25 protein-coding genes are annotated in these 24,792 nt (G+C 72.5%); 12 read left to right on the forward strand and 13 right to left on the reverse strand.

The genetic code is table 11. The annotated features are described in order from the left end of the window. The first annotated feature begins 26 nt into the window (after positions 1-26). On the forward strand, positions 27-2,069 hold the full coding sequence (locus tag FH610_RS13220) for an APC family permease (RefSeq protein WP_139574637.1): 2,043 nt from the start codon (positions 27-29) through the stop codon (positions 2,067-2,069). After that, complete coding sequence (locus tag FH610_RS13225) at positions 2,066-3,334, forward strand: class I SAM-dependent RNA methyltransferase (protein WP_240808946.1); 1,269 nt, start codon at positions 2,066-2,068, stop codon at positions 3,332-3,334. Before FH610_RS13220 ends, FH610_RS13225 begins: the two co-directional genes overlap by 4 nt. 13 nt (positions 3,335-3,347) lie before the next feature. Here FH610_RS13225 and FH610_RS13230 read toward each other — a convergent pair whose 3' ends face one another. After that, positions 3,348-3,896, reverse strand: a complete 549-nt coding sequence (locus FH610_RS13230) for a TetR/AcrR family transcriptional regulator (protein WP_139574638.1) — start codon at positions 3,894-3,896, stop codon at positions 3,348-3,350. Between the two features lie 137 nt (positions 3,897-4,033). On the opposite strand from FH610_RS13230, the gene FH610_RS13235 reads away from it, so the two are divergent. Further along, positions 4,034-4,999 carry an NADP-dependent oxidoreductase gene (locus FH610_RS13235; protein WP_139574950.1) on the forward strand — a complete coding sequence of 322 codons (966 nt, stop codon included), beginning with the start codon at positions 4,034-4,036 and terminating at the stop codon, positions 4,997-4,999. A gap of 17 nt (positions 5,000-5,016) precedes the next feature. On the opposite strand, the gene FH610_RS13240 is transcribed toward FH610_RS13235, so the two are convergent. Next, positions 5,017-6,186: a glycoside hydrolase family 18 protein gene (locus FH610_RS13240; protein WP_139574639.1), complete on the reverse strand. Its 1,170-nt coding sequence runs from the start codon at positions 6,184-6,186 to the stop codon at positions 5,017-5,019. Positions 6,187-6,278: 92 nt separating this feature from the next. Here FH610_RS13240 and FH610_RS13245 point away from each other — a divergent pair, with 92 nt between their 5' ends. From FH610_RS13245 to FH610_RS13255, 3 genes are all read left to right on the forward strand, one after another. Continuing rightward, a complete protein-coding gene (locus FH610_RS13245; protein ID WP_139574640.1) occupies positions 6,279-7,196 on the forward strand; it encodes an LLM class F420-dependent oxidoreductase in 918 nt (305 codons plus the stop codon). A gap of 107 nt (positions 7,197-7,303) precedes the next feature. Then, a complete protein-coding gene (locus tag FH610_RS13250; protein WP_139574641.1) occupies positions 7,304-8,830 on the forward strand; it encodes a 3' terminal RNA ribose 2'-O-methyltransferase Hen1 in 1,527 nt (508 codons plus the stop codon). Continuing rightward, positions 8,827-11,313 carry a polynucleotide kinase-phosphatase gene (locus tag FH610_RS13255; protein WP_139574642.1) on the forward strand — a complete coding sequence of 829 codons (2,487 nt, stop codon included), beginning with the start codon at positions 8,827-8,829 and terminating at the stop codon, positions 11,311-11,313. Before FH610_RS13250 ends, FH610_RS13255 begins: the two co-directional genes overlap by 4 nt. 106 nt (positions 11,314-11,419) lie before the next feature. On the opposite strand, the gene FH610_RS13260 is transcribed toward FH610_RS13255, so the two are convergent. After that, entirely contained in the window at positions 11,420-13,000 is a 1,581-nt protein-coding gene (locus tag FH610_RS13260) for an MDR family MFS transporter (protein ID WP_276607662.1), read from the reverse strand. 105 nt (positions 13,001-13,105) lie between these two features. Between FH610_RS13260 and FH610_RS13265 the strand changes: the two genes are divergently transcribed. After that, the gene (locus tag FH610_RS13265; protein ID WP_139574643.1) at positions 13,106-13,702 is read left to right on the forward strand and encodes a TetR/AcrR family transcriptional regulator; all 597 of its coding nucleotides are present in this window, start codon (positions 13,106-13,108) and stop codon (positions 13,700-13,702) included. Positions 13,703-13,780: 78 nt separating this feature from the next. Here FH610_RS13265 and FH610_RS13270 read toward each other — a convergent pair whose 3' ends face one another. Next, a complete protein-coding gene (locus FH610_RS13270; RefSeq protein ID WP_139574644.1) occupies positions 13,781-14,353 on the reverse strand; it encodes a TetR/AcrR family transcriptional regulator in 573 nt (190 codons plus the stop codon). Between the two features lie 88 nt (positions 14,354-14,441). On the opposite strand from FH610_RS13270, the gene FH610_RS13275 reads away from it, so the two are divergent. Genes FH610_RS13275 through mug form a run of 3 tightly spaced genes read left to right on the forward strand, consistent with a single transcriptional unit; the run spans position 14,442 to position 15,905 of the window. Continuing rightward, positions 14,442-14,813 (forward strand): DUF4267 domain-containing protein, encoded by a 372-nt coding sequence (locus FH610_RS13275; protein WP_030505467.1) that lies wholly within the window; start codon positions 14,442-14,444, stop codon positions 14,811-14,813. Positions 14,814-14,852: 39 nt separating this feature from the next. After that, entirely contained in the window at positions 14,853-15,356 is a 504-nt protein-coding gene (locus FH610_RS13280) for a cupin domain-containing protein (protein ID WP_139574645.1), read from the forward strand. Between the two features lie 9 nt (positions 15,357-15,365). Next, positions 15,366-15,905 (forward strand): G/U mismatch-specific DNA glycosylase, encoded by a 540-nt coding sequence (mug, locus tag FH610_RS13285; RefSeq protein WP_139574646.1) that lies wholly within the window; start codon positions 15,366-15,368, stop codon positions 15,903-15,905. Positions 15,906-15,923: 18 nt separating this feature from the next. Here mug and FH610_RS13290 read toward each other — a convergent pair whose 3' ends face one another. Further along, a complete protein-coding gene (locus tag FH610_RS13290) occupies positions 15,924-16,928 on the reverse strand; it encodes an alpha/beta hydrolase (RefSeq protein ID WP_240808947.1) in 1,005 nt (334 codons plus the stop codon). A 75-nt stretch (positions 16,929-17,003) separates the two neighbouring features. Between FH610_RS13290 and FH610_RS13295 the strand changes: the two genes are divergently transcribed. Next, complete coding sequence (locus tag FH610_RS13295) at positions 17,004-17,447, forward strand: MarR family winged helix-turn-helix transcriptional regulator (protein WP_139574648.1); 444 nt, start codon at positions 17,004-17,006, stop codon at positions 17,445-17,447. 31 nt (positions 17,448-17,478) lie between these two features. Here FH610_RS13295 and FH610_RS13300 read toward each other — a convergent pair whose 3' ends face one another. The 8 genes from FH610_RS13300 to FH610_RS13325 form a co-directional block, all read right to left on the reverse strand. Then, on the reverse strand, positions 17,479-18,108 hold the full coding sequence (locus FH610_RS13300; protein ID WP_139574649.1) for a DUF6879 family protein: 630 nt from the start codon (positions 18,106-18,108) through the stop codon (positions 17,479-17,481). 104 nt (positions 18,109-18,212) lie between these two features. Beyond that, complete coding sequence (locus FH610_RS45170; RefSeq protein ID WP_259405417.1) at positions 18,213-18,341, reverse strand: hypothetical protein; 129 nt, start codon at positions 18,339-18,341, stop codon at positions 18,213-18,215. Positions 18,342-18,421: 80 nt separating this feature from the next. Next, a complete protein-coding gene (locus FH610_RS13305) occupies positions 18,422-19,060 on the reverse strand; it encodes a DUF6879 family protein (RefSeq protein ID WP_139574650.1) in 639 nt (212 codons plus the stop codon). Beyond that, positions 19,035-20,249 (reverse strand): hypothetical protein, encoded by a 1,215-nt coding sequence (locus FH610_RS13310; protein WP_139574651.1) that lies wholly within the window; start codon positions 20,247-20,249, stop codon positions 19,035-19,037. Before FH610_RS13310 ends, FH610_RS13305 begins: the two co-directional genes overlap by 26 nt. Positions 20,250-20,624: 375 nt before the next feature. After that, a complete protein-coding gene (locus tag FH610_RS45175) occupies positions 20,625-20,750 on the reverse strand; it encodes a hypothetical protein (RefSeq protein WP_259405416.1) in 126 nt (41 codons plus the stop codon). 80 nt (positions 20,751-20,830) lie between these two features. Next, positions 20,831-21,940: a HesA/MoeB/ThiF family protein gene (locus FH610_RS13315; protein ID WP_139574652.1), complete on the reverse strand. Its 1,110-nt coding sequence runs from the start codon at positions 21,938-21,940 to the stop codon at positions 20,831-20,833. A gap of 85 nt (positions 21,941-22,025) precedes the next feature. After that, on the reverse strand, positions 22,026-22,739 hold the full coding sequence (locus tag FH610_RS13320; protein ID WP_139574653.1) for a DUF1707 SHOCT-like domain-containing protein: 714 nt from the start codon (positions 22,737-22,739) through the stop codon (positions 22,026-22,028). Next, entirely contained in the window at positions 22,736-23,482 is a 747-nt protein-coding gene (locus FH610_RS13325; RefSeq protein ID WP_139574654.1) for a PadR family transcriptional regulator, read from the reverse strand. The genes FH610_RS13320 and FH610_RS13325 overlap by 4 nt, the downstream gene beginning before the upstream one ends. Positions 23,483-23,853: 371 nt before the next feature. On the opposite strand from FH610_RS13325, the gene FH610_RS13330 reads away from it, so the two are divergent. Next, positions 23,854-24,576, forward strand: a complete 723-nt coding sequence (locus FH610_RS13330; RefSeq protein WP_139574655.1) for a metal-dependent hydrolase — start codon at positions 23,854-23,856, stop codon at positions 24,574-24,576. Positions 24,577-24,792: the final 216 nt, after the last annotated feature.

Below are 24,792 nucleotides of genomic sequence, written 5' to 3' on the forward strand. Positions count from 1 at the left end.
GCGCCGGGGGACTAGGCTCAACAGACGTGTCGAAGGTGCCAGATCTTGTCAAGCGGCTCCTCGTGGGGCGGGCTCTGCGGAGCACCGCGCTCCACCATCAGCTGCTGCCCAAGCGCGTGGCACTGCCGGTCTTCGCCAGTGACGCGCTGTCCTCGGTGGCGTACGCACCGCAGGAGATCCTGGTCATCCTGTCGATCGGCGGGGTCAGCCTCTACAGCGTCAGCCCATGGGTCGCGGCGGGCGTCGTCCTCGTCATGCTCACGGTGGTCGCCTCCTACCGGCAGAACGTGCACGCCTATCCCAGTGGCGGCGGCGACTACGAGGTGGCGACGACGAACCTGGGACCGACCGCGGGCCTGACCGTCGCGAGCGCCCTGCTCGTCGACTACGTGCTGACCGTGGCGGTGTCGGTCGCCAACGGCGCCGACTACGTGGGTGCGACGATCCCCTTCGTCGCCGAACACCGTCCACTGGTCGCGATAGCCATCGTCGCACTCTTGACGATCATGAATCTGCGCGGCCTCAGGGAATCGGGTGTCGCGTTCGCCGTTCCCACCTACGCCTTCATGATCGCGGTCATCGGCATGGTCGCGTGGGGCCTGTTCCGGCTGATCGTGCTCGGCGACGACCTGCGCGCCCCCACCGCCGACTACCGGATCATCGGGCAGCAGGCCGATCTCGCCGGATTCGCGATGGCGTTCCTGGTGCTTCGCGCCTTCTCGTCCGGATGCGCCGCGCTCACCGGCGTCGAGGCGATCAGCAACGGCGTGCCGGCCTTCCGCAAGCCCAAGAGCAAGAACGCCGCGACGACGCTGCTCATGATGGGCCTGATCGCGGTCACGATGTTCAGCGGGATCATCTTCCTCGGCCTCCAGTCAGGCGTGAAGCTGACCGACCCGGCGTTCGTGGCCAGGAACATCATCATCGACGGGCACCCGGCCGGGCCCGGCTACTACCAGCAGCCGATCATCGCGCAGGTCGCCTCGGCCGTCTTCGGCCACGGCTCGTTCCTGTTCGTCGTGATCGCCGCGGTGACCGCCCTCATCCTGTTCCTGGCGGCCAACACCGCGTTCAACGGTTTCCCGGTGCTCGGCTCGATCCTCGCCCAGGACCGTTACCTGCCGCGTCAGCTCCACACCCGGGGCGACCGCCTCGCGTTCAGCAACGGCATCGTCATCCTCGCGGCCGGGGCCTGCCTGCTGATCTGGGCGTTCGACGCGGACGTGAGCAAGCTGCTCAACCTCTACATCGTCGGCGTGTTCGTCTCGTTCACCCTCAGCCAGATCGGCATGGTCCGGCACTGGACCCGTCACCTGAGGACCGAGACCGACGCGAGGGCGCGCTTCCACATGATGCGCTCGCGGGTGATCAACGGCTTCGGCGCGGTCATGACCGGGCTCGTGCTCGTCGTCGTGCTCGCCACCAAGTTCACGCACGGCGCGTACATCGTCTGCATCGCGATGCCGGTGCTCTTCCTCATGATGAAGGGCATCAGGCGGCACTACGACCGGGTCGCCGAGGAGCTCGCCGCGCCGGAGGGGCACGAGGCCGACGAGTCGCTGCTGCCCGCCCGCAACCACGCGATCGTGCTCGTCTCGAAGATCCACAAGCCGACGCTCCGCGCGCTCGCCTACGCCAGGGCGACCCGCCCGTCGAGCCTGGAGGCCGTGACCGTCAGCGTGGACGCCGACGAGGCGAACAGGCTCAGGGAGGAGTGGGACCGGCGCGGCATCGAGGTGCCGCTCAAGATCCTCGACTCGCCGTACCGGGAGATCACCGGCCCGGTGCTCGAGTACGTGAAGTCGCTGCGGCGGCGCTCGCCGCGCGACGTCGTGACGGTCTACATCCCCGAGTACGTGGTCGGCCGCTGGTGGGAGCACCTCCTGCACAACCAGAGCGCGCTGCGGCTCAAGGGGCGGCTGCTGTTCAAGCCCGGGGTCATGGTCACGAGCGTGCCGTTCCAGCTCGCCTCCTCCGACCGCCTCAAGGGCCGCAGGGAGCCGTCCGCTCCCGGCGCCTCCCGCCGCTCCTACCAGCCCCCACCGAAGGACACGCAGATCAAGGCATGAGCGACACGAAAGAGGCCGACATGGGCGGCGAACGGCTCGAACTGACGGTGGACGCCGTCGCCAACGGCGGCTGGTGCGTGGCCAGGCACGAGGGCCGGGTGGTCTTCGTCCGGCACGCCCTGCCAGGCGAGCGGGTGCTCGCCGAGGTCACCGAGGAGACCGCGCGGTTCCTGCGGGCCGACGCGGTCGAGATCCTGGAGCCCTCACCCGACCGGGTCACGCCGCCCTGTCCGTTCGCCGGTCCCGGCCGCTGCGGCGGCTGCGACTGGCAGCACGCGTCGCTGGAGGCGCAGCGCCGGCTCAAGGCCGACGTGGTCGCCGAGCAGTTCCGGCGCCTGGCGGGCCTCGACCTCAAGGTCGTGGTCGAGGAGGTGCCAGGGGCGGAGGACGGCCTCGGATGGCGCACCCGCGTGCGGTTCGCCGTGGAGCGGGACGGCACGGCGGGGCTGCGGCGCCACCGGTCGCACGAGATCGAGCACGTCACCGAGTGCCTCATCGCGCACCCCGCCGTCGAGGGGGTCGGCGCCGAACGCCTGGCCTGGCCGGGGGCCGCCTCGGTCGAGGTGGTGGCGGCCTCCGGCGGCGACCGCGCCGTGATCGTCGAACCCGTCCCGCACCGCCGGGCGGACATCCCGGACGTGGACGCCGCGGTCCTGCTCGACGAGGGCAGGCGGGGCACGCGGGCGCTGCGCGGCCGGGCCTCGCTGACCGAGCGGGTGGGCGAGCGGGACTTCCGGGTCACCGCGAGCGGATTCTGGCAGGTCCACCCGGGCGCGGCGGCCACGCTGCTCGGCGCGGTGCTCGACTTCGGCCGGCCCGAGCCGGGGGAGTGGGCGCTCGACCTCTACTGCGGCGCCGGCCTGTTCGCCGCCGGGCTCGCCGAGGCCGTCGGCCCCGAGGGCGCGGTGCTCGGCATCGAGTCCGAGCCGCAGGCGGCGCAGGACGCTCGGTTCAACCTGCGTGACCTGCCGCAGGCGCAGGTCGAGCGGGGCAGGGTCGAGGAGGCGCTCGACCGGCTGCGGATCGAACGGGCCGACCTGGTGGTGGCCGACCCGCCCCGCGCGGGTCTCGGCCGTCCGGTGGTCGAGCGCGTCGCCGGACTGGAGGCCTCGCGCGTGGTGTACGTCTCGTGCGACCCGGCCACCCTGGCCAGGGACGTCGCCTGGTTCGCCGGGCACGGCTACCGGTTGGAGGACCTGCGGGCCTTCGACCAGTACCCGATGACCCACCACGTGGAGTGCGTGGCGCTGCTCGTCAAGGACTGAGCCCGGCGCCGCCTCACGGGTGGGGCCGGGCCATGCCGGCGACCAGGAGGTCGGCCAGCCTCCGGACCGCCGCCGCCGCGCTTTCGGGCGAACCGGCGCGGAAGGAGGCGATGGCCCTCAGGCCGATCCTCACGTCCTCGACCGACAGCTCGGGACGGACGCCGCCCGCGCTCCGGGCCCGCTCGACGAGCTGCTCGAGCCTTCGGGCCTGTGCGCGGCGCTGCCCGGCGAACGCGGCGCCCGCGGGGTGGGAGCCGAGCAGCGCTCCGTTCAACCCGCGGTCCCGCACCTGGCCTTCGGCGAACCGGTGGACGGTTCCGCGCAGCGCGCGCCAGGGGTCGGGGTCGTCCAGGGCGGCACGCATCTGCGCGCGGCACACGGCCACCTGCTCGGCGAGCACCGCGCCGACGAGGTCCTGTCGCGACGGGAAGTGCCGGTAGACGGTCGCGACGCCCAGGCCGGCACGCCGGGCGATCTCGTGCACCGGCAGGTCGAGCCCGTCCGCGGCGAAGGCGGCACGGGCGACCGCCACGACGTGCCGCCGGTTGTGCTCCGCGTCCATCCGGGGTTTCCGAGTCAATGTCGTCCGCGCCCCTCTCACTTGCGGCGATCCGAGGCAGTCGCTCCCGTCCGTCCGCCTACCGTGGTCGGCGGCCAGTCGGAACAGCCGGATAGGTGATTATGTTCCCGGATGTGGAAATGTTTGCGGTGCGGTTCGAGCGGTTCGGTCCCCCCGAGGTCCTCGCCGTCGGGGGATTGCCCGAGCCTCACGCGGGTCCCGGCGAGGTGCGCGTCAGAGTCAGGGCCGCCGGGGTCGCACCGGTCGACCTCGCGCTGCGCGCAGGCGCGTCGCCGTCGAGCGAACAACTCCCCCTGCCGCACATCCCCGGCGTCGACGCCGCCGGGGTGATCGACGAAGTCGGCGCGGACGTCACCGGGTTCGCCGCCGGGGACGAGGTCTTCGGCGCCGTCGACGTCTCGCGGCTGGGCGGCGCCGCCGCCGAGTTCGCCGTGCTGGCGTTCTGGGCCGCGAAGCCGCCCTCGATGTCGTGGGAGGAGGCCGGAGCCGCCGGCACGAGCGTCGAGACCGCCACCCGGGCGCTCGACAGGCTCGGCGTACGCACGGGAACGACGCTCCTGATCGACGGCGCCTCCGGCGGCGTCGGCAGCGTCGCCGTCCAACTGGCGGTCGCCCGCGGCGGCCGCGTGATCGGCACGGGCCGCCCGGAGAGCCACCCCTTCATCGCCGGGCTCGGCGCGGTCCCGGTCGCCTACGGGCCCGGGCTCGCCGAGCGCGTCCGCGCTCTCGCGCCCGGAGGGATCGATCTCGCGCTGGACGTCGCCGGCGCCGGCTCGCTTCGCGACCTCATCGCGATCACCGGTACGCCGGCATCGGTCCTCACCATCGCGGACTTCGCCGGCCCGCAGCTCGGGGTCGGCATCTCCCGCGGTGAGCTCGGCGGCGAGCCGGACGGGCGCCATGGTCTCGCCCTCGCGGCCGCACTGTCGGCGGAGGGGCGCTTCCGCGTTCCCGTGCGGGCGGTGTTCCCCATGGACCGGGCGGCCGAGGCGCACGCGGCCGCCGCGCGAGGGCCACGGCAGGGCAAGGTCGTCCTCGCGGCTCCTCCCGCTCACGGCGAGCACGACGGAGCCGCCTCGATGTGACGGCACGGCGGTGGCGGTCACCAGGGGCGGACAGGACGGGCGCCGGGCGTGACCTCGGGGCGGGCGACGCCCGCGTCGGGGGGTGACGGCCGGGCCAGGATCCGTACGACGTCGTCGGCCGGTGCGGCGCCTCGCAAGGACAGCCAGCCCAGGCCGTTGCGGGCCCGGAAAGCCGCCAGCCGCCCGGCCTCGCCGGGGCCGAGGTCGCCGGGGCCGGCGAGGACCGGCGCGAGGCCCATCCGCCGCCACGCCCGGTCGGGCGGCACGTCCAGCGCCGCGGCGATCTGGAGACGCGCCGCCCGCGCGGCGACGGCCAGGTCGTGGAGGTTCGAGACGCCGGAGGCGATCGGCACGAGCAGGCCGACGGACTCGATCTCCGTCCCCTCCTCTCGGGCCGCCCGCAGCATCTCTTGGTCTGCGGGCTCCAGGCCGCGCCGGGAGGCGGGGAGCGTGAACGTGACCCGCAGCGGGCGGCCGCGCGCCCGCGCCTCGCGCTGCAACCGGGCGACGGCGGCGGCGCGGCGGCGGACGGCGGCGGGCCCGGCCGACCCGCCTGCCTCGAAGTCGACGCCGGAAGGGTCGAGCGCCGTCAAGACGTGGCGGTAGGCCGCGAGCAGCCGGGCCGGGTTCTCACAGGTGACCGCCAGCTCCTGCCCGTACGGCCCGCCGAACGCCGGCCACACCTCGCCGCCGTCGGCCCTCAGCCGCTCGATTCGCGCGGCGACGGAGTCCCCGCCCCGCGGTCGCGCCCCCGCCCAGTGAGGAGCGCAGCCGCCCGGGCCTGCGACGATGTGACCGATGGCGAACGAGCGCACGCCCACCCGCAGCAGTTCCGGGTGCGGCTCCCCGGCGGCGTCGAGGAACCCCCGATAACGGGCCGCGGGCTCGTCGGCGGGGGGAGCGGCGGCGGGCGGGGCCGGCGAGGCGACCGTCTGGCGCGCGGCGACCAGCGTCTCCGGCACCGGGGAGGCCGGACTTCGCGCACCGGTGGCCGTGGCCGTGGCACCGTGCCTGCTTTCGGGCCTGCTTCCGGGCCTGCCCCCGGGCGTCGCGTCCCAGCCGCCGGGCGGGGTGGCGGGCAGCGCCCACAGCGCCGCGCCGGTGCCCGCGACGAGCGCGGCCGATGCCAGGAGGACGAGGGAGCGCGGGGGGCGGCCCGCTTCGCGGGAATGACGTGCGGAGTCCACGCTCACCACCCTGAGTTGCGATACGACCACGTTGCGCACAGGCGGCTCGCACTCTAGCAAGTCGTGGACGCGGGGGCGGGGATAATGGACGGATGAAATTGAGGATCTTCACCGAACCCCAGCAGGGGGCGAGCTACGACGACCTGCTCAGGGTGGCGCAGGCGGCCGAGCGGCTCGGGTTCGACGCGTTCTTCCGGTCCGACCATTACCTGCGGATGGGTGATGGCGACCCCGCCCCGGGCCCGACCGACGCGTGGATCACCCTGGCCGGTCTCGCGCGGGAAACCTCGCTTATCAGGCTGGGCACGCTGGTGAGCGCCGCGACGTTCCGGTTGCCCGGGCCGCTGGCGATCAGCGTCGCCCAGGTCGACCAGATGAGCGGCGGACGTGTGGAGCTGGGTCTCGGCACCGGCTGGTTCGAGGAGGAGCACACGGCGTACGGGATCCCGTTCCCCTCCCTGGGCGAGCGGTTCGAGCGCCTGGAGGAGCAGCTCGAGATCGTGACCGGGTTGTGGGCGGCGGCCAAGCCGTTCTCCTTCGAGGGCGCGCACTATCGGCTGGCCGACTCACCGGGGCTGCCCAAGCCGGCGCAGCGGCCCCGGCCGCCCGTCATCATCGGCGGCGGCGGCGCCAAGCGGACGCCGCGGCTGGTCGCGCGGTTCGCCGACGAGTACAACGTGCCGTTCCATCTCCCCGAGGACACCGCCGCGGCCTTCGACCGGGTCAGGCAGGCGTGCGACGCCGTGAGCCGGGAGACCGTCCTGCTGTCGGCGGCGCAGGTCGTCTGCGCCGGGCGGGACGAGGCGGAGATCGCCCGGCGGGCCGCCAACATCGGCCGCGAGGTCGACGAGCTGCGCGTCAACGGGCTGGCGGGCACGCCGCAGGAGATCGTGGACAAGATCGGCCGGTTCGCCGATATGGGCGCCGAGCGTCTCTATCTGCAGGTCCTCGACCTGCACGACCTGGAGCATCTGGAGCTGATCGCGGCCGAGGTGCTGCCGCACGTGTGAGAAGGGCGCTGCCGCACGTGTGAGAAGGGCGCTGCCGCACGTGTGATAGTGCCGCACGTCTGAAAAGCCATAGCCGGTCGAAGGGGGCATCCGGCACACTTTGCCGGGTGCTCCTCACGATCTCGACGACTCTGCGGCCCGCCACGGACCTCGGCTTCCTCCTGCACAAGCACCCCGACCGGGTGCAGGAGTTCGAGCAGTCGTTCGGCATGGCGCGGGTCTTCTACCCGGAGGCGGGCGAGGACCGGTGCACCGCGGCGCTGCTGCTGGAGGTCGACCCGGTGCGGCTGGCCCGTTCGCGGGGCTCGTCCTCGCCCGACTTCTCCCTGGGGCAGTACGTCAACGACCGGCCGTACGCCGCGTCCTCCCTGCTGGCGTCGGCGCTCGCCGACGTGTTCCGCACGGCGCGGACCGGCCGGTGCGCCTCCCGGCAGGACCTCGCGGACGGGCCGATCCCGCTGGAGATCGGCCTTCCGGCACTGCCGTGCCGGGGAGGGGCCGATCTCGCGCACCGGCTGTTCGGGCCGCTGGGCTGGGAGGTCGGCGCCGAGGCCGTGCCGCTGGACCCCGGTTTCCCCGAGTGGGGCGAGTCCCGGTACGTACGGCTCGCGCTGCGCGGCAACGTGCGCCTGGCCGACGCGCTCAACCACCTGTACGTCCTCCTCCCGGTGCTGGACGACGCCAAGCACTACTGGCTGGCGGGCGACGAGGTCGACAAGCTCGTCCGCGCGGGAGAGGGCTGGCTGGCCGGCCATCCGGACAAGGGGCTGATCACCCGTCGCTATCTCGGCCGGCGGTGGGCGCTCACCCGCACCGCCTTCGCCCGTCTCGCCGAGCTGGGCGACGATGTGGAGGAGAGCCTGGACCCGCCGGTGGAGGAGGAGCCGGGCGCCGAGGCCCCCGGCTCCGCCGCACCGGTCAGCGGAGCCGGGCAGGCGGAGCCCGACATCACCGACCCCGATGTCGCCGACCCCCAGATCGCCGAGCCCGGCCGCACGCCCGACGCCGCCCCTGAGGAGCGGGTGCCGCTGAACACGCTGCGCCGGGAGGCCGTCGTGGCGGTGCTGGAGGAGGTCGGCGCCCGCACCGTGCTCGACCTCGGCTGCGGCTCGGGGCAGCTGCTGTCGGCGCTGCTCGCCAAGCCGGCCTTCGCCAAGGTGGCCGGCATGGACGTGTCGGCCCGCGCGCTCGCGATGGCCAAGCGCCGCCTGCGCGCCGACCGGATGCCGGACGCCAAGCGGGCCAGGCTGGAGCTGTTCCAGGGCTCGCTGACCTACACCGACGCGCGCCTGGCCGGGTATGACGCCGCGGTGCTGATGGAGGTCGTCGAGCACGTGGACCCGCCGCGCCTTCCCGCGCTCGAACGCGTGGTCTTCGGCACGGCGCGGCCCGCACACGTGATCGTCACCACGCCCAACGTGGAGCACAACGTCAGGTACGAGCTGCTCGCGGGGGCGCGCCGGCACCCCGACCACCGGTTCGAGTGGAGCCGGGCGGAGTTCGCCCGGTGGGTGGCGGGCGTGTGCGAGACGTACGGCTACACGGCCGAATCGCGGCCGGTCGGCGAGGACGACCCCGAGGTGGGCCCGCCCACCCAGATGGCGGTCTTCAGCAGGAGGGAGGAGCGGCCGTGACCGAGATCAGCGTGCCGGAGCTGTCGCTGGTGGTGCTCGTCGGCATCTCCGGGAGCGGCAAGTCGACGTTCGCGGCCCGGCACTTCGCGCCCACGCAGGTCGTCTCGTCCGACTTCTGCCGGGGCCTGGTCGCCGACGACGAGAACGACCAGACGGCCACGCCCGAGGCGTTCGACCTGCTCCACCACATCGTGGGCATCCGCCTGAGGCGGGGCCTCCTCACGGTGGTGGACGCGACCAACGTGCAGTGGGAGGCCCGCAAGAAGCTCATCGAGCTGGCCAGATCTCACGACGTGCTCGCCGACGCGATCGTGCTCGACGCGCCGGAGGAGGTGGCGCGCGCCCGCAACGCGGCCCGCCCCGACCGGGCCTTCGGACCTCACGTGATCACGCGGCAGCGCAAGGAGCTGCGCCGGTCGCTCGGCAAGATCGCCAAGGACGGCTTCCGCCGGGTCCACGTGCTGCGCGGCGACGAGATCGACGACGTGACCGTCACGTACGAGAAGGCGTGGACCGACAAGACCCACCTCACCGGGCCGTTCGACATCATCGGCGACGTGCACGGCTGCCGGGCCGAGCTGGAGTCCCTGCTGGTGAAGCTCGGCTGGGAGGTCGGGCCGAACGGCGCCGTCCACCCCGAGGGGCGGACCGCGGTCTTCGTCGGCGACCTGGTCGACCGTGGCCCGGACACGCCGGGCGTGCTGCGGCTGGTCATGAGCATGGTCGAGGCCGGGACCGCGCTGTGCGTGTCCGGCAACCACGAGCAGAAGCTGGTGCGGGCCCTCGACGGCCGCAAGGTGCGGGTCGCCCACGGCCTTGAGCGGTCGCTGGAGCAGCTCGCCGCCGAGCCGGAGGAGTTCCGCACGGCCGCCAGGACGTTCATGGACGGTCTCATCAGCCACTACCGCCTCGACGGCGGCAGGCTGGTGGTCGCGCACGCCGGGCTCAAGGAGGCCTACCACGGGCGGGCCTCCGGGCGGGTGCGGGCGTTCGCTCTGTACGGCGACACGACCGGGGAGACCGACGAGTACGGCCTGCCGGTGCGCTACCCCTGGGCGAACGACTACCGGGGGCGTGCCATGGTCGTCTACGGGCACACCCCGGTGCCCGAGCCGGAGTGGGTCAACAACACGATCTGCCTCGACACCGGCGTGGTCTTCGGCGGGCGGCTGACCGCCCTGCGCTACCCCGAGCGCGAGCTCGTCTCGGTCCCGGCCGAGGACGTCTGGTATGAGCCGGTTCGGCCGCTGGCCGCGGCCACCCCCGCCCGCGATCCCGGCGTGCTGGACATCGGCGACGTGGACGGCACCCGCTTCGTGGAGACGCGGTTCGGCGGCCGGATCAGGATCGCGGAGGAGAACTCCCGCGCCGCGCTGGAGATCATGAGCCGGTTCGCCGTGGACCCCCGCTGGCTGGTCTACCTCCCGCCGACCATGGCCCCGCCGGAGACCTCCGCGCTGGAGGGCTACCTGGAGCACCCGGCCGAGGCGTTCGACGAGTTCGCCCGGGCGGGGGTGACCCGGGTGGTGTGCGAGGAGAAGCACATGGGCTCGCGGGCGATCGCCGTGCTGGCGCGGACGCCGGAGGCCGCCGCCCGCCGCTTCGGCGTCGCCGACGGCACGACGGGCAGCGTATACACCCGCACCGGGCGGCCCTTCTTCGACGAGCGCGTGCCGGAACTGGTGGACCGGCTGCGCGAGGCGGCCGCGCCGCTGTGGGAGGCGCTGGAGACCGACTGGGTGGTGCTCGACTGCGAGCTGCTGCCGTGGTCGGCCAAGGCGGAGGGACTGATCCGCGACCAGTACGCCTCGGTGGGGGCGGCCGCCCGGGTGGCGCTGCCCGAGGCGGTCGCCGCGCTGGAGTCGGCGGCGGGACGTGGCCTGGATGTAGGCGCTCTGCTCGACCGCACCCGCCGCCGTGCCCACAACGCTGCCCGGTTCCGCGACGCCTATGCCCGCTACTGCTGGCCGGTCTCGGGCCTCGACGGCGTACGGCTCGCGCCGTTCCAGATCCTCGCCTGCGAGGGCAGGGCGACGGCGGCGGAGGAACCGCACGAGTGGCACCTGAAGACGCTCGGCCTGATGGACGCGCCGATCGTCACTCCGACCCGCCACGTCTTCGTCTCCCTCGACTCGCCGGAGGAGCGGGAGGCGGCCGTCGCGTGGTGGACGGCGCTGACCGAGGCCGGGGGCGAGGGCATGGTGGTCAAACCGGCCGCGAATCAGGAGGGACGGGTGCAGCCGGGCGTGAAGGTGCGGGGCCGTGAGTACCTGCGGATCATCTACGGCCCCGACTACACCGAGTCGCTCGACGTGCTGCGGCGCAGGTTCACCGGCAGGAAGCGGTCGCTGGCGCTGCGGGAGCACGCGCTCGGCCTGGAGGCGCTGACGCGCCTGGCCGGGGGTGAGCCGCTGTGGCGGATCCACGAGGCGGTCTTCGCCGTCCTCGCGCTGGAGTCCGAGCCGGTCGACCCCCGTCTTTGAGACAGGACGGCCCCCGGTCCGGCCTCCCGCTCACGCGACGGGAGCCGTACTCGGGGGCCGTGGTCAGGGAGCCGTGGTCAGGGGACAGGGCTCGGCGGGACAGGGCTCAGCGGGACTCGGCCGCGGCGGGCGCGTCCGCTCCGGCGGCGGCCGGCTCGGCCAGGTCCACGCTGTCGCGCAGCCGCACCTGCGGGAGGAACAGCACGGCGAGGATGCCGACGACCGCGATGCAGGCCGAGATCAGGAAGATGTGGCCGGTGGCGTCTCCGTAGGCGGCCCGCACGATGGTGCGGATCGGCTCGGGCATCGCCTTGATGTTGAGGGTGCCGGCGCCCTGCGACCCGGTCGGCCGGATGCCGGCCTTCGCGAGGCCCGCGACGATGTTCTCGGTGACCCGGTTCGCCAGCACGGCGCCGAGGATCGAGACGCCGATCGTGCCGCCCAGCGAGCGGAAGAAGGTGACGGCGCCGCTTGCCGCGCCCAGCTCGCGCAGCGGGACGGTGTTCTGCACGGCCAGGACGAGGTTCTGCATGGACATGCCGACGCCGACGCCGACCACCAGCATCCCCGCGCCGACGAGGACCAGCGAGGTCTGGTGGTCGATCGTGGACAGGGCCAGGAAGCCGAGCGTGAGCACGATCGAGCCGACGAGGATGTACGGCTTGACCCGTCCGCTGCGGGACACCATCCGCCCCGAGATCGTGGACGACACGAGGACGCCGAACATCATCGGGATGGTGAGCAGGCCCGCCTCGGTGGGGCTGTAGCCGCGGCCGATCTGGAAGTACTGGCCCAGGAAGACCGCGCCGCCGAACATCGCCATGCCCACGGCCAGGCTGGCCAGGATGGCGAGGGCGGGCACGCGCCGCCGCACGACGTGCAGGGGGACGACGGGCTCCCGGACCACGGTCTCGACCCACACGGCCAGGACCAGCAGCACGATCGCGGCGCCGACCATGGCGAAGGTCTGCCAGGAGATCCAGTCGAAGGAGTTGCCGACGAACGTCACCCAGATCAGCAGGACGCTCACGCCGATCGCGATCAGGAGGGCGCCCACGTAGTCCACCGAGGTCTCCGGACGGCGGATGGACGCCACGTCGAGCGTGCGGTGCAGGACGACCAGGGCGATGAGGGCGAACGGGATCGGCAGGAAGAAGCACCACCGCCAGCCGAGCCAGGAGGTGTCGGTGATCAGACCGCCGAGCAGCGGGCCGCCGACCGTGGCCACGGCGATGACCGCGCCGAGGTAGCCGTTGTACTTGCCGCGCTCCTTCGGCGGGATCATCGCGGCGATGACGACCTGGACCAGGATCTGCAGGGCGCCCATGCCCAGGCCCTGGACCGCGCGGAAGGCGATCAGCATCGGGGTGTTCTGGGCGAAACCACAGGCGATCGAGGCGACCAGGAAGATGCCGATGGCGACCTCGATCAGCAGCTTCTTGCTGAACAGGTCGGCGAGCTTGCCCCAGATGGGGGTCGAGGCGGTCGTGGTGAGCAGCGCCGCGGTGACCACCCAGGTGTACTGCGACTGGGTGCCGTTCAGCGCACCGATGATCTGGGGGAGCGCGACCGACACGATCGTGCTGCTGATCATCGCGATGAACAGGACGAGGAGCAGGCCGCTCAGCGCTTCGAGTACCTGCCGGTGGCTTTTCGGGCCGGCCTCCGGCAGCGTGGGTGCGCTCACGCGCAGCCTCCAATCGGATGGGTGAGGACAACTGCCCCAAGATTACATGCCCATTGGGCAACTTTGCGCAGTGGGCAATCTTTGAGCGGCTAAGCTGAGCCCACCATGGAGACGACGGCGGGATTGCGCGAGCGTAAGAAGGCCGAGACGCGGCAGGCCATCCACAAGGCCGCCCTGCGGCTCGCCGTGGAACGCGGGCTCGACCACGTCACCGTCGACGACATCGTGGAGGCCGCCAACATCTCGCGCCGGACCTTCTCCAACTACTTCGGCAGCAAGGAGGACGCCCTCCTGTACGGCGAGGAGGAGCGGGTCCGGTCCCTGGTGCGGGCGATCCGCGAACGGCCGGCGGGGGAGTCGGGCTGGCAGGCGCTGCGCGGCGCCGTGCGCGACGAGCTGGAGGACATGGGCGAGCTCGACCGCGAGTGGGCGGTGCGCACCTCGCTCACCAAGCGCCACCCGTCCCTGCTCGCCCGGCAGCTCGCCAACCACGCCGCGCTGGAACGGGAGCTGGTCCAGGCGATCTTCCATCGTGACGGGGCGGGAGAGCCGGCCGCCGACCTGAAGTCCCGGATCATGGCCGCCGCCTTTCTCGTCGCGTTGCGCATCGCGACGCACGTCTGGATCGAGGAGCAGGAGGCCCGCCCGCTCTCCCAGATCATGGAGCAGGCCCTCGACGAGGTGGCGCGGCCTTTCCCCTGAGCCTCGGGCCCTTCCGCCGGCCGGTATGGGCCCCCGTCTGGACGCCCGGTTCGGGCCTCGGGAGCTCGGCGGTGGGGCTCAGCCCGTGAAGCGGGCCAGGAGCAGCCCGAGCCTGAGCTCGTGGTGCTCGCGCGGGAGCCGGCCGCCGCGCATGAGGGTCACCAGGCCGTGCAGGGCGGCCCAGAAGGTCTCGGTCAGCGCGCCCAGGTTGTCGCCGCCCGCGTGGGGGCGGACGGTCTCGGCCAGCTCGCCGAAGGCCGCCTGCAGGGCGGGCGGGGCCTCGGGGGTGGCGAACGGCAGCGGGACGGCCTGGCTGAACATCACGTCGTAGAGGGCCGGGTGCCGGTCGGCGAAGGCCACGTAGGCCGCGCTGACGCCGGCGATGGCTAGGCGGGCGTCCGGCGCCGCGGTCCGGGCCGCGCGCAGCTCCACGGCCAGGTCGGCGCAGCCCTCCACGGCGACGGCCGCCATGATCGCGTCCTTGCCCTTGAAGTGGCTGTAGAGCACCGGCTGGCTGTACTCGACCCGCTCGGCCAGCCGCCGGGTCGTCACCGCCTCCCAGCCCTCGGCCTCGGCCAGCTCACGGGCCGCCGTGATGATCAGCTTCTCGCGCTCGGCGCGCTCGCGCTCCCTGCGTGACTGGATAGACATGCTTGGGACTCTAGCAGCGCTAGCGTTTATCGCAATGCTCTGCTAGCGTCATTCTCGTTCCTAGCGCTGCTAGTTCTCGGAGAGAGACATGCTCACCCCCATCGCGTACGGGCTCGCCGTCGTCCTCAACCTGTTCGTCCTGTTCATCGGAGCCCGTTTCCTGCTCGTGCCGCACGCGGCGGCCGCCGGCTACGGCGTCCCGGCCAAGAAGGACGGCGACGTCGCCTACCTGACGATCAAGGGCCTGCGTGACGGGGGCTACGGTCTGCTGGGTCTGGCCCTGCTGGCCTTCGCCGGCGCCCGCGCCGAGGCCTGGTACATGCTGATCGTCGCCCTGTTGCCCCTGGGCGACACCCTGATCGTGCTGCGCAACGGCGGCACCCGGGCGGTCGCCTTCGGCATCCACTTCGCGACCGCCGTGATCGTGCTCATCAGCGCCGCCCTGCTCTTCGCCGTCTGACCCCGCATCCGTCGCACCACTTTGTCGAAGGACTCCCAAATGTCGCTGACCGTCCCCCATTTCGCCGAATCCGTGATCGTGCGCTCCGCCGACGCCGAGGTCATCGGCCGGGCCCCCACCACCATGCGGCTGCTGGCCGACAGCAGCGCCACGGGCGGCGCCCTGTCCGCCCAGCGCATCACCCTCAACGACGGCGCGGACGGCGCCGCCCCCCATCACCACTCCGGCTCCGCCGAGCTGTTCTACCTGCTCGACGGCTGCGCCCAGCTTCTGACCGGGGACGAGGTCGTCACCGCCGAACGCGGCGACCTCGTCATCGTCCCGCCCGGGCTCGCCCACGCGTTCGCCGCCGCCCCCGGCCACGACGCCGACATCCTCATCGTCGTCACACCGGGCGTGGAGCGCTTCGAATACTTCCGTCAACTGGAGCGCATCGCCTACGGCGAGCAACCCCCGGAGTCCCTCCTGGAGGTTCAGGAGCTCTACGACAACCACCTGCGCACCAGCGCCGTCTGGAACGCGACCAGGAGCGGGCGGCACTAGCATCGCGGCATGGCCCCCACCAAGGCCGACCTCGAGGCGGCCAGGAACGCGACGATCGAGGACGTGCTCGGCCCCGGGCTCGACGTGCTGTTCTGCGGGATCAACCCCAGCCTCTACTCGGCCGCGACCGGTCACCACTTCGCGCGGCCGGGCAACCGGTTCTGGCCCGCCCTGCACCTGTCCGGTCTCGTGCCGCGCAGGCTCGCGCCGTCCGAGCAGCAGCTGCTCCCGGCGTACGGGCTGGGCATCACCAACATCGTGGCCCGGGCGACCGCCCGGGCCTACGAGCTGGCCCCGGAGGAGCTCCGCGTGGGCGGTGAGCGGCTCGCGCGGCTGGTGGCGGAGGTCCGCCCCCGCGTCCTGGCGATAGCGGGGGTGTCGGCCTATCGGGTCGCCTTCGCGCGCCCCGCGGCCCGGATCGGCCCGCAGGAGGACGCGATCGGCGGGACGGCGCTGTGGGTCCTGCCCAACCCCAGTGGGCTGAACGCCCACTGGAGGCTGGAGGACATCGCGGCCGAGATGGCCCGCCTGCGCCCGCCGCGTTCCTGACGGGATCGACCGCGGCGGTCAGGGGCGGCCCGCCCTGGGCTCCTCAGGGTCCTCGGAGTCCTCCGGGTCCAGGCGCCGGTCCGCCTGTGCCTCGTGCCCGGCCCGCACCCGCGCGGACAGGAAGCGGGCGGCCTCGTCGAGCGCCTCGTCGGCCTCGTCGAGGTGGCCGAAGTGGTTCTGGAAGACGTGCGGCACCTGCGGCCAGACCCGCAGCGTGACCTCCACCTCGTCGGCGGCCGCGCGCCCGGCGAGCCGGACGGCGTCGTCCAGCAGGATCTCGTTCGAGCCGGCCTGCACCAGGAGCGGGGGCAGGCCCCGCAGGTCGGCGAACACGGGGCTCGCCAGCGGCTGGGCGGGATCCTGACCGGCCAGGTAGGGGGTGGCGAGCGCCTGGAGCGCCTCCCGGGTGAAGATCGGGTCGGCGTCCTTCTTCGTGCGCATGCTCTGCCCGCCGAGTGTCAGGTCGACCCACGGGGAGAAGACGACGGCGCCCGCCGGCTGCGGCAGGCCGGCGTCGCGAGCCGCGACCAGGGTGGCGACGACCAGCCCGCCGCCCGCGGAGTCCCCGGCGAGCACCAGTTCCTCCGCTCGCACACCCCCGTCGAGCAGTGCCCGGTAGGCGGCGAGGCCGTCGTCCACCGCGGCGGGGAAGGGATGCTCGGGGGCCAGCCGGTAGTCCACGGACGTCGCCCGAAGCCGGGCACGGCGCGCCAGCTGGGCGGTGACTCCCGCGTGCGTGCCGGGCGACCCCACGACGTAGCCGCCGCCGTGGAAATGGAGCAGCCGCCCGCGGCCGGTGGCGCCTGCCGGGGTCAGGTCGAGCGCGGGACGGCCGGCGAGCACCGTCTCGTGCGCCGCGACGTCGCCGGGCAGGGGCCGGGAAATTGCCTGGGCGAATCCGGCGCGCCGCTCCGCCAGCGTCGGGTTCGGGTGGACGGGGGCGTTGCGGTACAGGGCGTCGACGGCCTCGCGCTGCCTGCGGGTCATCAGGACCTCCATGATGTCGGGGGTGAGAGGATGCATTCCGTGGAATGCACATATGACCCTCAATCCGATTCCGCAGAAGATGATTCCCGGGAATCAACCGAATCGGTGGATGTGACGGACATCACTCGTCTGTTCACCGATCTCGTCCGCGTCGAGACCCGGCTGTACAACGTGGTGAGCGACCGGCTGCGCGCAGAGCACGGCGTCGGCCTGGGTCAGTTCGAGTTCCTGGAGATCATCGACGGCCGCCCCGGGTGCCGGGTGCTCGACATCGTGCGCGAGGTGGGGATCACCGTCGGAGCCGTGAGCAAGGCCGTCGACCGGCTCGAGAGCGCGGGCCTGTGCGTGCGCGCGGCGCATCCGGAGGACCGGCGGTCCTCGGTGCTCAGCCTCACCCCGGAGGGTTCCCGGCTCCTGGCCGCGGCCCGTCCGACCTTCGAGGCCGAGCTGGCCGCCTACACCGCCACCGTCCCGGCCGCCGACCTCACCCGCACCGCCGCGACGCTCGCCACCCTGCGCGCGGTGCTGGAGGAGCACCGGCGGGACGGGGCCTGAGCCCTGTCCCGCCGGCTGGTGCTGGCGCGTCTCAGGGGTGACCGGGGCGGGACAGGATCCGCCGGGCGACCGGCGGCGGCAGGTGCGCCACCTCGCGGTCGTGGAAGGCCACCATGTCCTCGGCGTCGGCGTACAGTTCGGCGACGGCTCGGGCGCAGCCCTCGACGACCCGGGTGTCCGTTATCCGTCGTCCGCCCACGTGGGCGCCGATCTCGTCGTAGAGGACCTCGTACATCAGGTCCCGGTCGAGGATCAGCAGCTCGGGCAGCGGCGCGCGGCTCTCCAAGTGGCGTACGGACCGGGCGTGCAGCGCCCGTGCCCGCTCGCCCGCCCGCGTGCGCGCCGCGAGCAGGACGATCTCCCACTGCAGGTAGGGCGTCGGCGGCATCTCGACGATCCGCAGCCGGCGCAGCTCCGCCCGGGGCGGCAGGTCGTCGGCGAAGCGCATCTCGTCCATCAGCGCGAGCGACCGGTCCCAGTTTCCGCTCATCATGGCGACCCAGCTCGGGGTGTCGGGTTCGTGGAAGTGCTGGGCGCGTTCCAGCTTCCATACCACGCCCTCGATCCGGCGCAGGTGGTCGTAGAGCTCGGTCCGGTACTCCGCCGCGGGAAGAACCTGTCCCGTGGCCTGTCTGACGTGCTCGAACGCTTCTCCGGGCATGAAGTCTCCTTCGGCCGAAGCCGAATCGCTGGTCGGAGCGCGCCAGGTTCCGGCCCGGATCTGGAAACGTGGCGCGCGTGGGTCTTCCGCGGACGTCCGGTGGATCAGTTCCCCGTCGAGTTGCTGCACACGGCCGTCTCCGTCGCGTCCAGCAGCCTGATCCTGATCTGCCTCGTCCCCGCCGTTCCTTCGGTCTCCTGCACCACCTCGGGTTCTGGCTCGGCCGGCTTCATCTCACCCTCCGTTCGTCGGCGTGGCCGCAAACTCTCCCCCGAGGGCGACATGTCGATCGTTGGCCGCTCCCGATCCGGGGTCAAGGCCCAATCTGGGCGGGCTTGTCCGACAGGCCGGGCGGAGGCGGCAGCGGGGCCACCTCACGCTCGAAGAACGGCAGCAGGTCCTCGCCCTCGCCGTACAGGGAGACCAGGGCGGACAGGCAGGGTGAGACGACGCCGGGATCGGTGATCCGGCGGGCGCCGACGGCGGCCCCGATCTCGTCGTAGCGGACCTCGTACAGCAGGCCCGGGCCGAAGACCACCAGTTCGGGCAGCGGCGCCCGGGTCTCCAGCGGTGCGACCGCCGCAGCCCCGATCACCCTGATCTCCTCGCCCGCCGCCACCCGCACGGCGAAGATCTGCGCCTCCCACTGCAGGTAAGGGGTCAGGGGCAGCTCGACGACGCGCAGCCGCCGGAACGGGGCCCGCTCGCGGTACATCGCGGTCAGCGGGGCCCGCATCTCCTCGATGAGCTCGACGGCCAGCGCCCAGTCGCCCGCGTCGGCGGCCCGCCAGCTCGGCACGGCCGGCTCGTGGAAGTGCTGGGCGCGCTCCAGCTTCCACACCACCCCCGCCGCGTCGCGGTAGACCTCCTCGAACTCGGCCTGGTAGGCGTCCAATCCGAGGAACTCGCCGTCGGCGGCCCTGACGTCATCGAACACGTCGCTCGGGATCACGGTTCCTCCTCAGCAGTCCGGCGGCACGGCGCGCCTTCGGGCCGTGCCTGCGCCACCACGTTGTGGCCCAGAGAACGTGGAACCCGGTGACGACCAGCACCGTGACCACGCCGTCCGCCGCGGCGACCCAGCCGGGCGGGTCGAGCAGCGCGCGCACGGAACCGGCGAGCAGCCCCAGGGTCGCGGGAATCGTCACCGCGACGGCGAGGCAGAGGCACAGCGCGGTCCCGGCGAGGAGCAGCGCGGTGTACGCCCGGACCCAGCGGCCCTCGGTCCGCGGCAGCCGGGTGAGCGGATCGGCCGACCGGCGCAGCAAGGCCCGGCGGCACACGTGCGCGGCGTACGCGGCGGAGTCGCCGTACAGGTTCCGGCAGCCCGTCACGTCCTGCAGGACGAAGTAGAGATCGGTGCGCATGAACACCAGGAACTGGGCCGACAGCATGAGCAGCGCCGTCATCGCGACGACGGACAGGGCCGGTCGCGGGCCGGCCGGCACGGTCAGCAGGAGGCAGACCGCGCACACGGCGGCGTCCAGCGCCATGCCGGAGAGGTAGACCGTCAGCCGGACCCGGCGCTCCGCCAGCCAGATGCCCGACACCTCGGTCTGCGCCGTGAGGAACTGCAGACGGGTGCCGAACCTGATGCGCCCGGGCACGCCGGCGGCGCGAGCCGTGCACAGGTGGGCCAGCTCGTGCAGGAGGATCAGCAGCCATCCGGCCGCCGTCTGCGCGAGCAGGACCAGCGTCCCGCGGTCGCTCCAGAGCAGGTCCCGCCAGCCGGGTACGACGGCGGGCCGCAGCACTGCCACCGCCGCCCCGGCCAGGATCACGGCCGCCAGGGCGGCGTGCAGGAACGGGTTGAGCGTCCACCGCACGTGGCGGGGCAGCAGCCGGGGAAAGGTGGGCGGCGGGGGAGGGGCCGCGGGAACGGGGCATCCGTCGACCGCCGCTACCAATCCCGCACGGACCAGGCCGTCGACGAACCCGCCCACGTTCACCCGGGTGCCGGTCTCCGCGCCGAGCCGCCGCTCCACCTCGGGGACCGTCGCCCCCTCCTGGAACAGGCGGATGACCCGCATGCCCTGCGCGGGCACGGCGATGACGTCGCCCGTCTCCACCCGCCCGACGATCCACTCCTCGCGATCCCGGCGTACGCCGAGGTCGTGCAGGGTGACCCGGGTCGGTGTCATGACGAGTGGCCCGTGGGGCGCACCGGGGCGGGCGTACGGCCCGCCCCGGTTTCGGTGGCTGGAAGATCACGCCCTGCTGCGCGCGGCCAGGGCGGCACCTCGCCGCGCATCACCCATGGGGAGCTCCTCGCGGGCACGGACTTTTCGCGGGGCCCGAAATCGTCGCCCCGCCCGTGGGAATTCCCCGCATGCTCGGAATTCCTGCGGGGCCCGAAACCCCACTCGCGAGAATTCCCCGTAGGCTCGGACTTTCCGCGGAACCCGGGAAAGGCGCCCATAGCTCCGCTACGGCCTCCTCCGCCTCGCGGTGCGTCCACCCGGATCCCCGCTCCCGCTCCTGACGGGCAGCATGTGTCAGGCACTCGCGGGCCGGCCTCAGGTGGAGTTCCCCTGACTGAAGGCCGTCGTCTCGATCTTGTCCAGTCTGCGGATAGCGATCTCGGCGGCGACAGGTTCGGCCGATTCCTCCGGCTGGGTCTGGTTTTGCTCTTGAGGGGTCATCGAGCACCTTCTGCTGTGGATTGTTGGTGCGGACCTCGCGCGAGAAAACATCTAAATGTTCGGATGCCGCACATGATCGGTCAAGTCCTATTTTGCGACTCGGTCGATTTCCGCTGACTTCCACAGACGGGGCAGTCCGGACGAGGCGGATGCCGCACCCAGACGTGCTGGTCCGGTGCGATGAGGTTCAATCCGACGACCGTTCCGGTGACAGGCTCGGGCACTCCGGTGATCAGCGAGATCACCGAGTGGGCGACCAGGTGGCCCGAGACGCCGGCCGAGGCGGCGACCACGCCCGGTCCTCCGAGGTCCACCGGAAGACCCGGCCTGCGGCGGCGCGCCTCGCCCGCGGCCAGGCACTCGTAGCAGGCGCCCCGCCCGGGGGCGAAGGCGCCCACGGTCACGAGGGGACCGTTGTAGCCTCCGCCGACCCACGGCACGCCGGCCCGCGCGCAGATCCGGTTGGCCCAGATCCGGATGCCGGGCTCCCTCGGCTCGTCGGCGCACAGCGCGAGGACGTCGGCGTCCGCCACCACGGACAGCAGGTCCCCCTCGCTGCCGATCGCCCGCCGCTCGCCGGTGACCTCGATGTCGGAGTTGAGCCGGCGCAACCTGCCGACGGCCGCGTCCACCTTGGCGCGGCCGAGGTCGTCCTCCGTGTAAAGGACCTGCCGGTTCAGGTTCGACAGTTCCACCACGTCGGCGTCGACGCAGTGCAGGCGACCGACGCCGGAGGCGGCGAGCGCCCACGCGGCGTGGCTCCCCGTGCCGCCGAGGCCCAGCACCACGACCCGGGCGGTCCGCAGCCGGATTTGCGCATCCCACCCTTGCCGTCCCGGCGAGAGGTCGACCTGATGGAAGAACGCCTGGCTCCTGTCGTACCGCTCGCGCTCCCGTTCGCTGAGCTCCCCCGGTATCGGGGCCGAGGCGTCCTCCACATGTCCCGACGCGATGAGGGCGGCGACGATCCGCGATGCCTGGGGCGCGGAAACGCCGGGCAGCCGCCGGCACACGGCCTCCGCGACGTCGGCGGGAGACCGGGTGCCGTCCATCAGGGTGAGCGCGGCCCACGCGCCGCCCGTCGGATCGCTGATCTCGGTGGCCAGCCCGTAGATCTCGCCTCCGATGCGCACCGTTCCGTCATCGAAGCGGTGCGGCTCGTGCTTCCGCTTGACCCGTGGCAACAGCACGTGTCCCGGCTCCTCCTCGGCAGACGGCTGACGCGCTCCTACCGAGAAGTCATCACCTGGAGCTCCATTACGCAAGACCCGGAGGTCAGTGCCGGGTGGGGTACCGGTGGTGACGGCGGTGGTGGGCCAGGCCGAGCACCACCTTCACCAGCAGGGCGACGAACAGAAGCTTGAGCACCAGGAAGGGCGGCCACATCGGACCGGCCGCCAGGACGACGATCGCGGCCACCGGGATGAGGAACATCGCCGGATGCCGATGGCGGCCGTGCCGTCGCGGGGCCATGCCGTGTCCCCAGTTGCCGTATGCCCAGTTGCCGTACGCCCAGTGCGGGCCGCCGGGCCGGGAGGGACCGTACGAGCCGTACGGCCCGGGGCGGGAGCCCACGGGGGAGCCGGGGAAACCGGGCAGGCCGGCGGGCGGGAAGCCCAGGCGCCACGGGCTCCCGGCCCGCGCGTCGCCTGCCCAGCGGCCGCCGCCCGGCGCGCCCCCCGTCCGGGCGTCGTCCGGCCACGCACCGGGCAGGTCGGCGGTCACCCGCCGCAGGTCCTCGGCCGTGCGCGCCGAGAGCGTCGCGTCGAGGCGCTCGTCGAGTTCCTCGCGGGTGATGCGGCCCTGCGCGAACGCGTCGTGCAGGAGCCGCGTCACCTCGTCGCGCTCCCGGTCGCCGATCCGCAACCCGCCGTTCGCCGAACCGCTCGGCGGGGCGTGGCCCGCTGACCCTGCGCTCGGCGCCTCGCCGCCGCGGGAGGCGTGTGCGCCGCCTGCGGCGGCGGGCTCGTCGGGGGAGACCATCGTCATTCCTCCACAGGGTCGCCGTCGGCGAGGATCCGGTACAGCTGCCGCCTGGTCTCGGTCAGGACCTGCCTCGCCTGCCTGACCTGCCCCTCGGTGCCCGAGTGGGCGATCTGGAACAGCGCGGACGCCGCCTGTCTGGACAGGTCGAACAGCTCGTGGACGTTGTCCCCGATGTCCGGCGTCATCTCCTCCCAGGGCGCCCGGACCTCGTCCCCGTGCTCCTCGACGTAGGCGCGGCCGGCCTCGGTGAGCTGGAACGTCTTGCGCCCGTCGGTCTCCTCCGCGCGCACCAGGCCCTCGTCGGTGAGCTGCTGCAGCGCCGGGTAGACCGCGCCCGGGCTGGGCTTCCATCCACCCTGGCTGCGCTCGGCGATCTCCTGGATGATCTGGTAGCCGTTGCGCGGCTCCTCGGAGAGCAGGGCGAGGATCGCCGCCCGTACGTCACCGCGCTTGGCCTTCCTCGGCCGCCCGAAGCCCCGGGGGCCGAACGGAAAGTTGCCGCCCGCCCACGGCGGCCCGAACGGGCCGGGCCCGAAGCCGCCCCAGGGGCCGCGCCCCCGCATGCCGCCCCTGTGCCGGTGCTCGTGAGGGCCCCCGCCCTCGTGATGTTCCTGGTGCCACATGACTGCCCCCTTCACCAACGCCTCGCGCAGCGCGCGCCGCATCTCATGCCTGAACTCGTGTCGGAACCGGTGTCCGAACTCCGGGCGGGCCCAGGGCCCGCCGACCGCGTGTGCCGAACTCATCGCAGTGCCCCCTTCTGGTTCACGATTCGTCTGGTTCACGATCCGTTCTCGATGGCTCAACGATATATCGCGATCGTTCTCGCGACAATCCCCGGGTAAGAGTGACATAGCTCACGCGGAAGTTTTTCGAGTAGGGGGAACAGGCCCCGAGACCGTAGCGTTATCTCTCACGAAGACGGGATCGTTCTGCTCTGAGAGGGCTGGGGGGTGCTCTTGGAGCGGGACGATCCCGTCTTTGTGTTTTCGGCCGCCGTCACGTGACACGTTCCTGCCGTTGCCGTGCCCCTGGGGTGCGACACGGGCCCGGGCGGGTGGGCGCTTCGCGGAATTTGTCGGTGCTTTGCCGTAGAGTCTCAAAGCGTGATCTTGTCATGATGGGGCACTCGCACGCCCTCAGCGGGGCGGCGGTGTGGCTGGCGGTCGCGCCGGCCCTGGTGGCGCTGCCGGACGCGCTGGGACATCCGGAGCTGGCGACGTTGACGGGGCCGATCCTGACCCCGCCCGAGCTTGTCGCAGGCGCCGTGGTGTGCGCGGGCGCGGCCATGCTGCCCGATCTCGACCACCCCAGTGCCACGATCGCCCAGACCTTCGGACCGGTGACCTGGCTGCTCAGCAAGGGTGTGAACTTCGTGAGCGGCGGGCACCGGCACGCCACCCACTCGCTGCTGTTCAGCGTCCTGGCGGGAGTGGGCGCGCACCTGCTCGGCGACCGCTACGCCATCGGCCGCGACATCCTGGTCGTGCTGATGATCGGCCTGGCGATCCGCGCCGTGGGCATCGGCGTGCCCGGCAAGACGCTCACCTCCGCGATCGTGAACGTGGGACTCACCGCGGGGCTGTTCCTGACCTTCATGACGCTCGGGGTCACCTACTCCTGGCTGGGGCTGGCCATCGGCGTCGGCTGCCTGGTGCACGTGATCGGCGACTGCCTGACCGAGCGCGGCTGTCCCGTCTTATGGCCGATCCAGGGGCGCTGGCTCCTGCCGTGGGACATCGGCATCAAGACCGGCAAGGCGTTCGAGAAGCAGTTCCTCGGCCCCGCCCTGTCGATCGTCGTGATCGCGCTGTTCTGCCTGCGGCTGATGCCCGCCTGAGCGGGGACGCGCTCGGCGCGTCCGCAGGAACTTCCCGAAAGCTGAAAAATCCGGCTGTTTGCCGATGTCAGCGCTTTGGCCGATGGCCTACCCGCAAGTAACTTGATGTCGAGATATCTTGAGGGATATCTTGACGTCGAGACATCCGCCGACCCGCACAGGTTAGGGCAACCTAATTGTCAGGAGTGTCCCGTGCGTGCGGGAGGATGCACACGA

This window comes from Microbispora catharanthi (assembly GCF_006334915.2).
GTDB lineage: Bacteria > Actinomycetota > Actinomycetes > Streptosporangiales > Streptosporangiaceae > Microbispora > Microbispora catharanthi.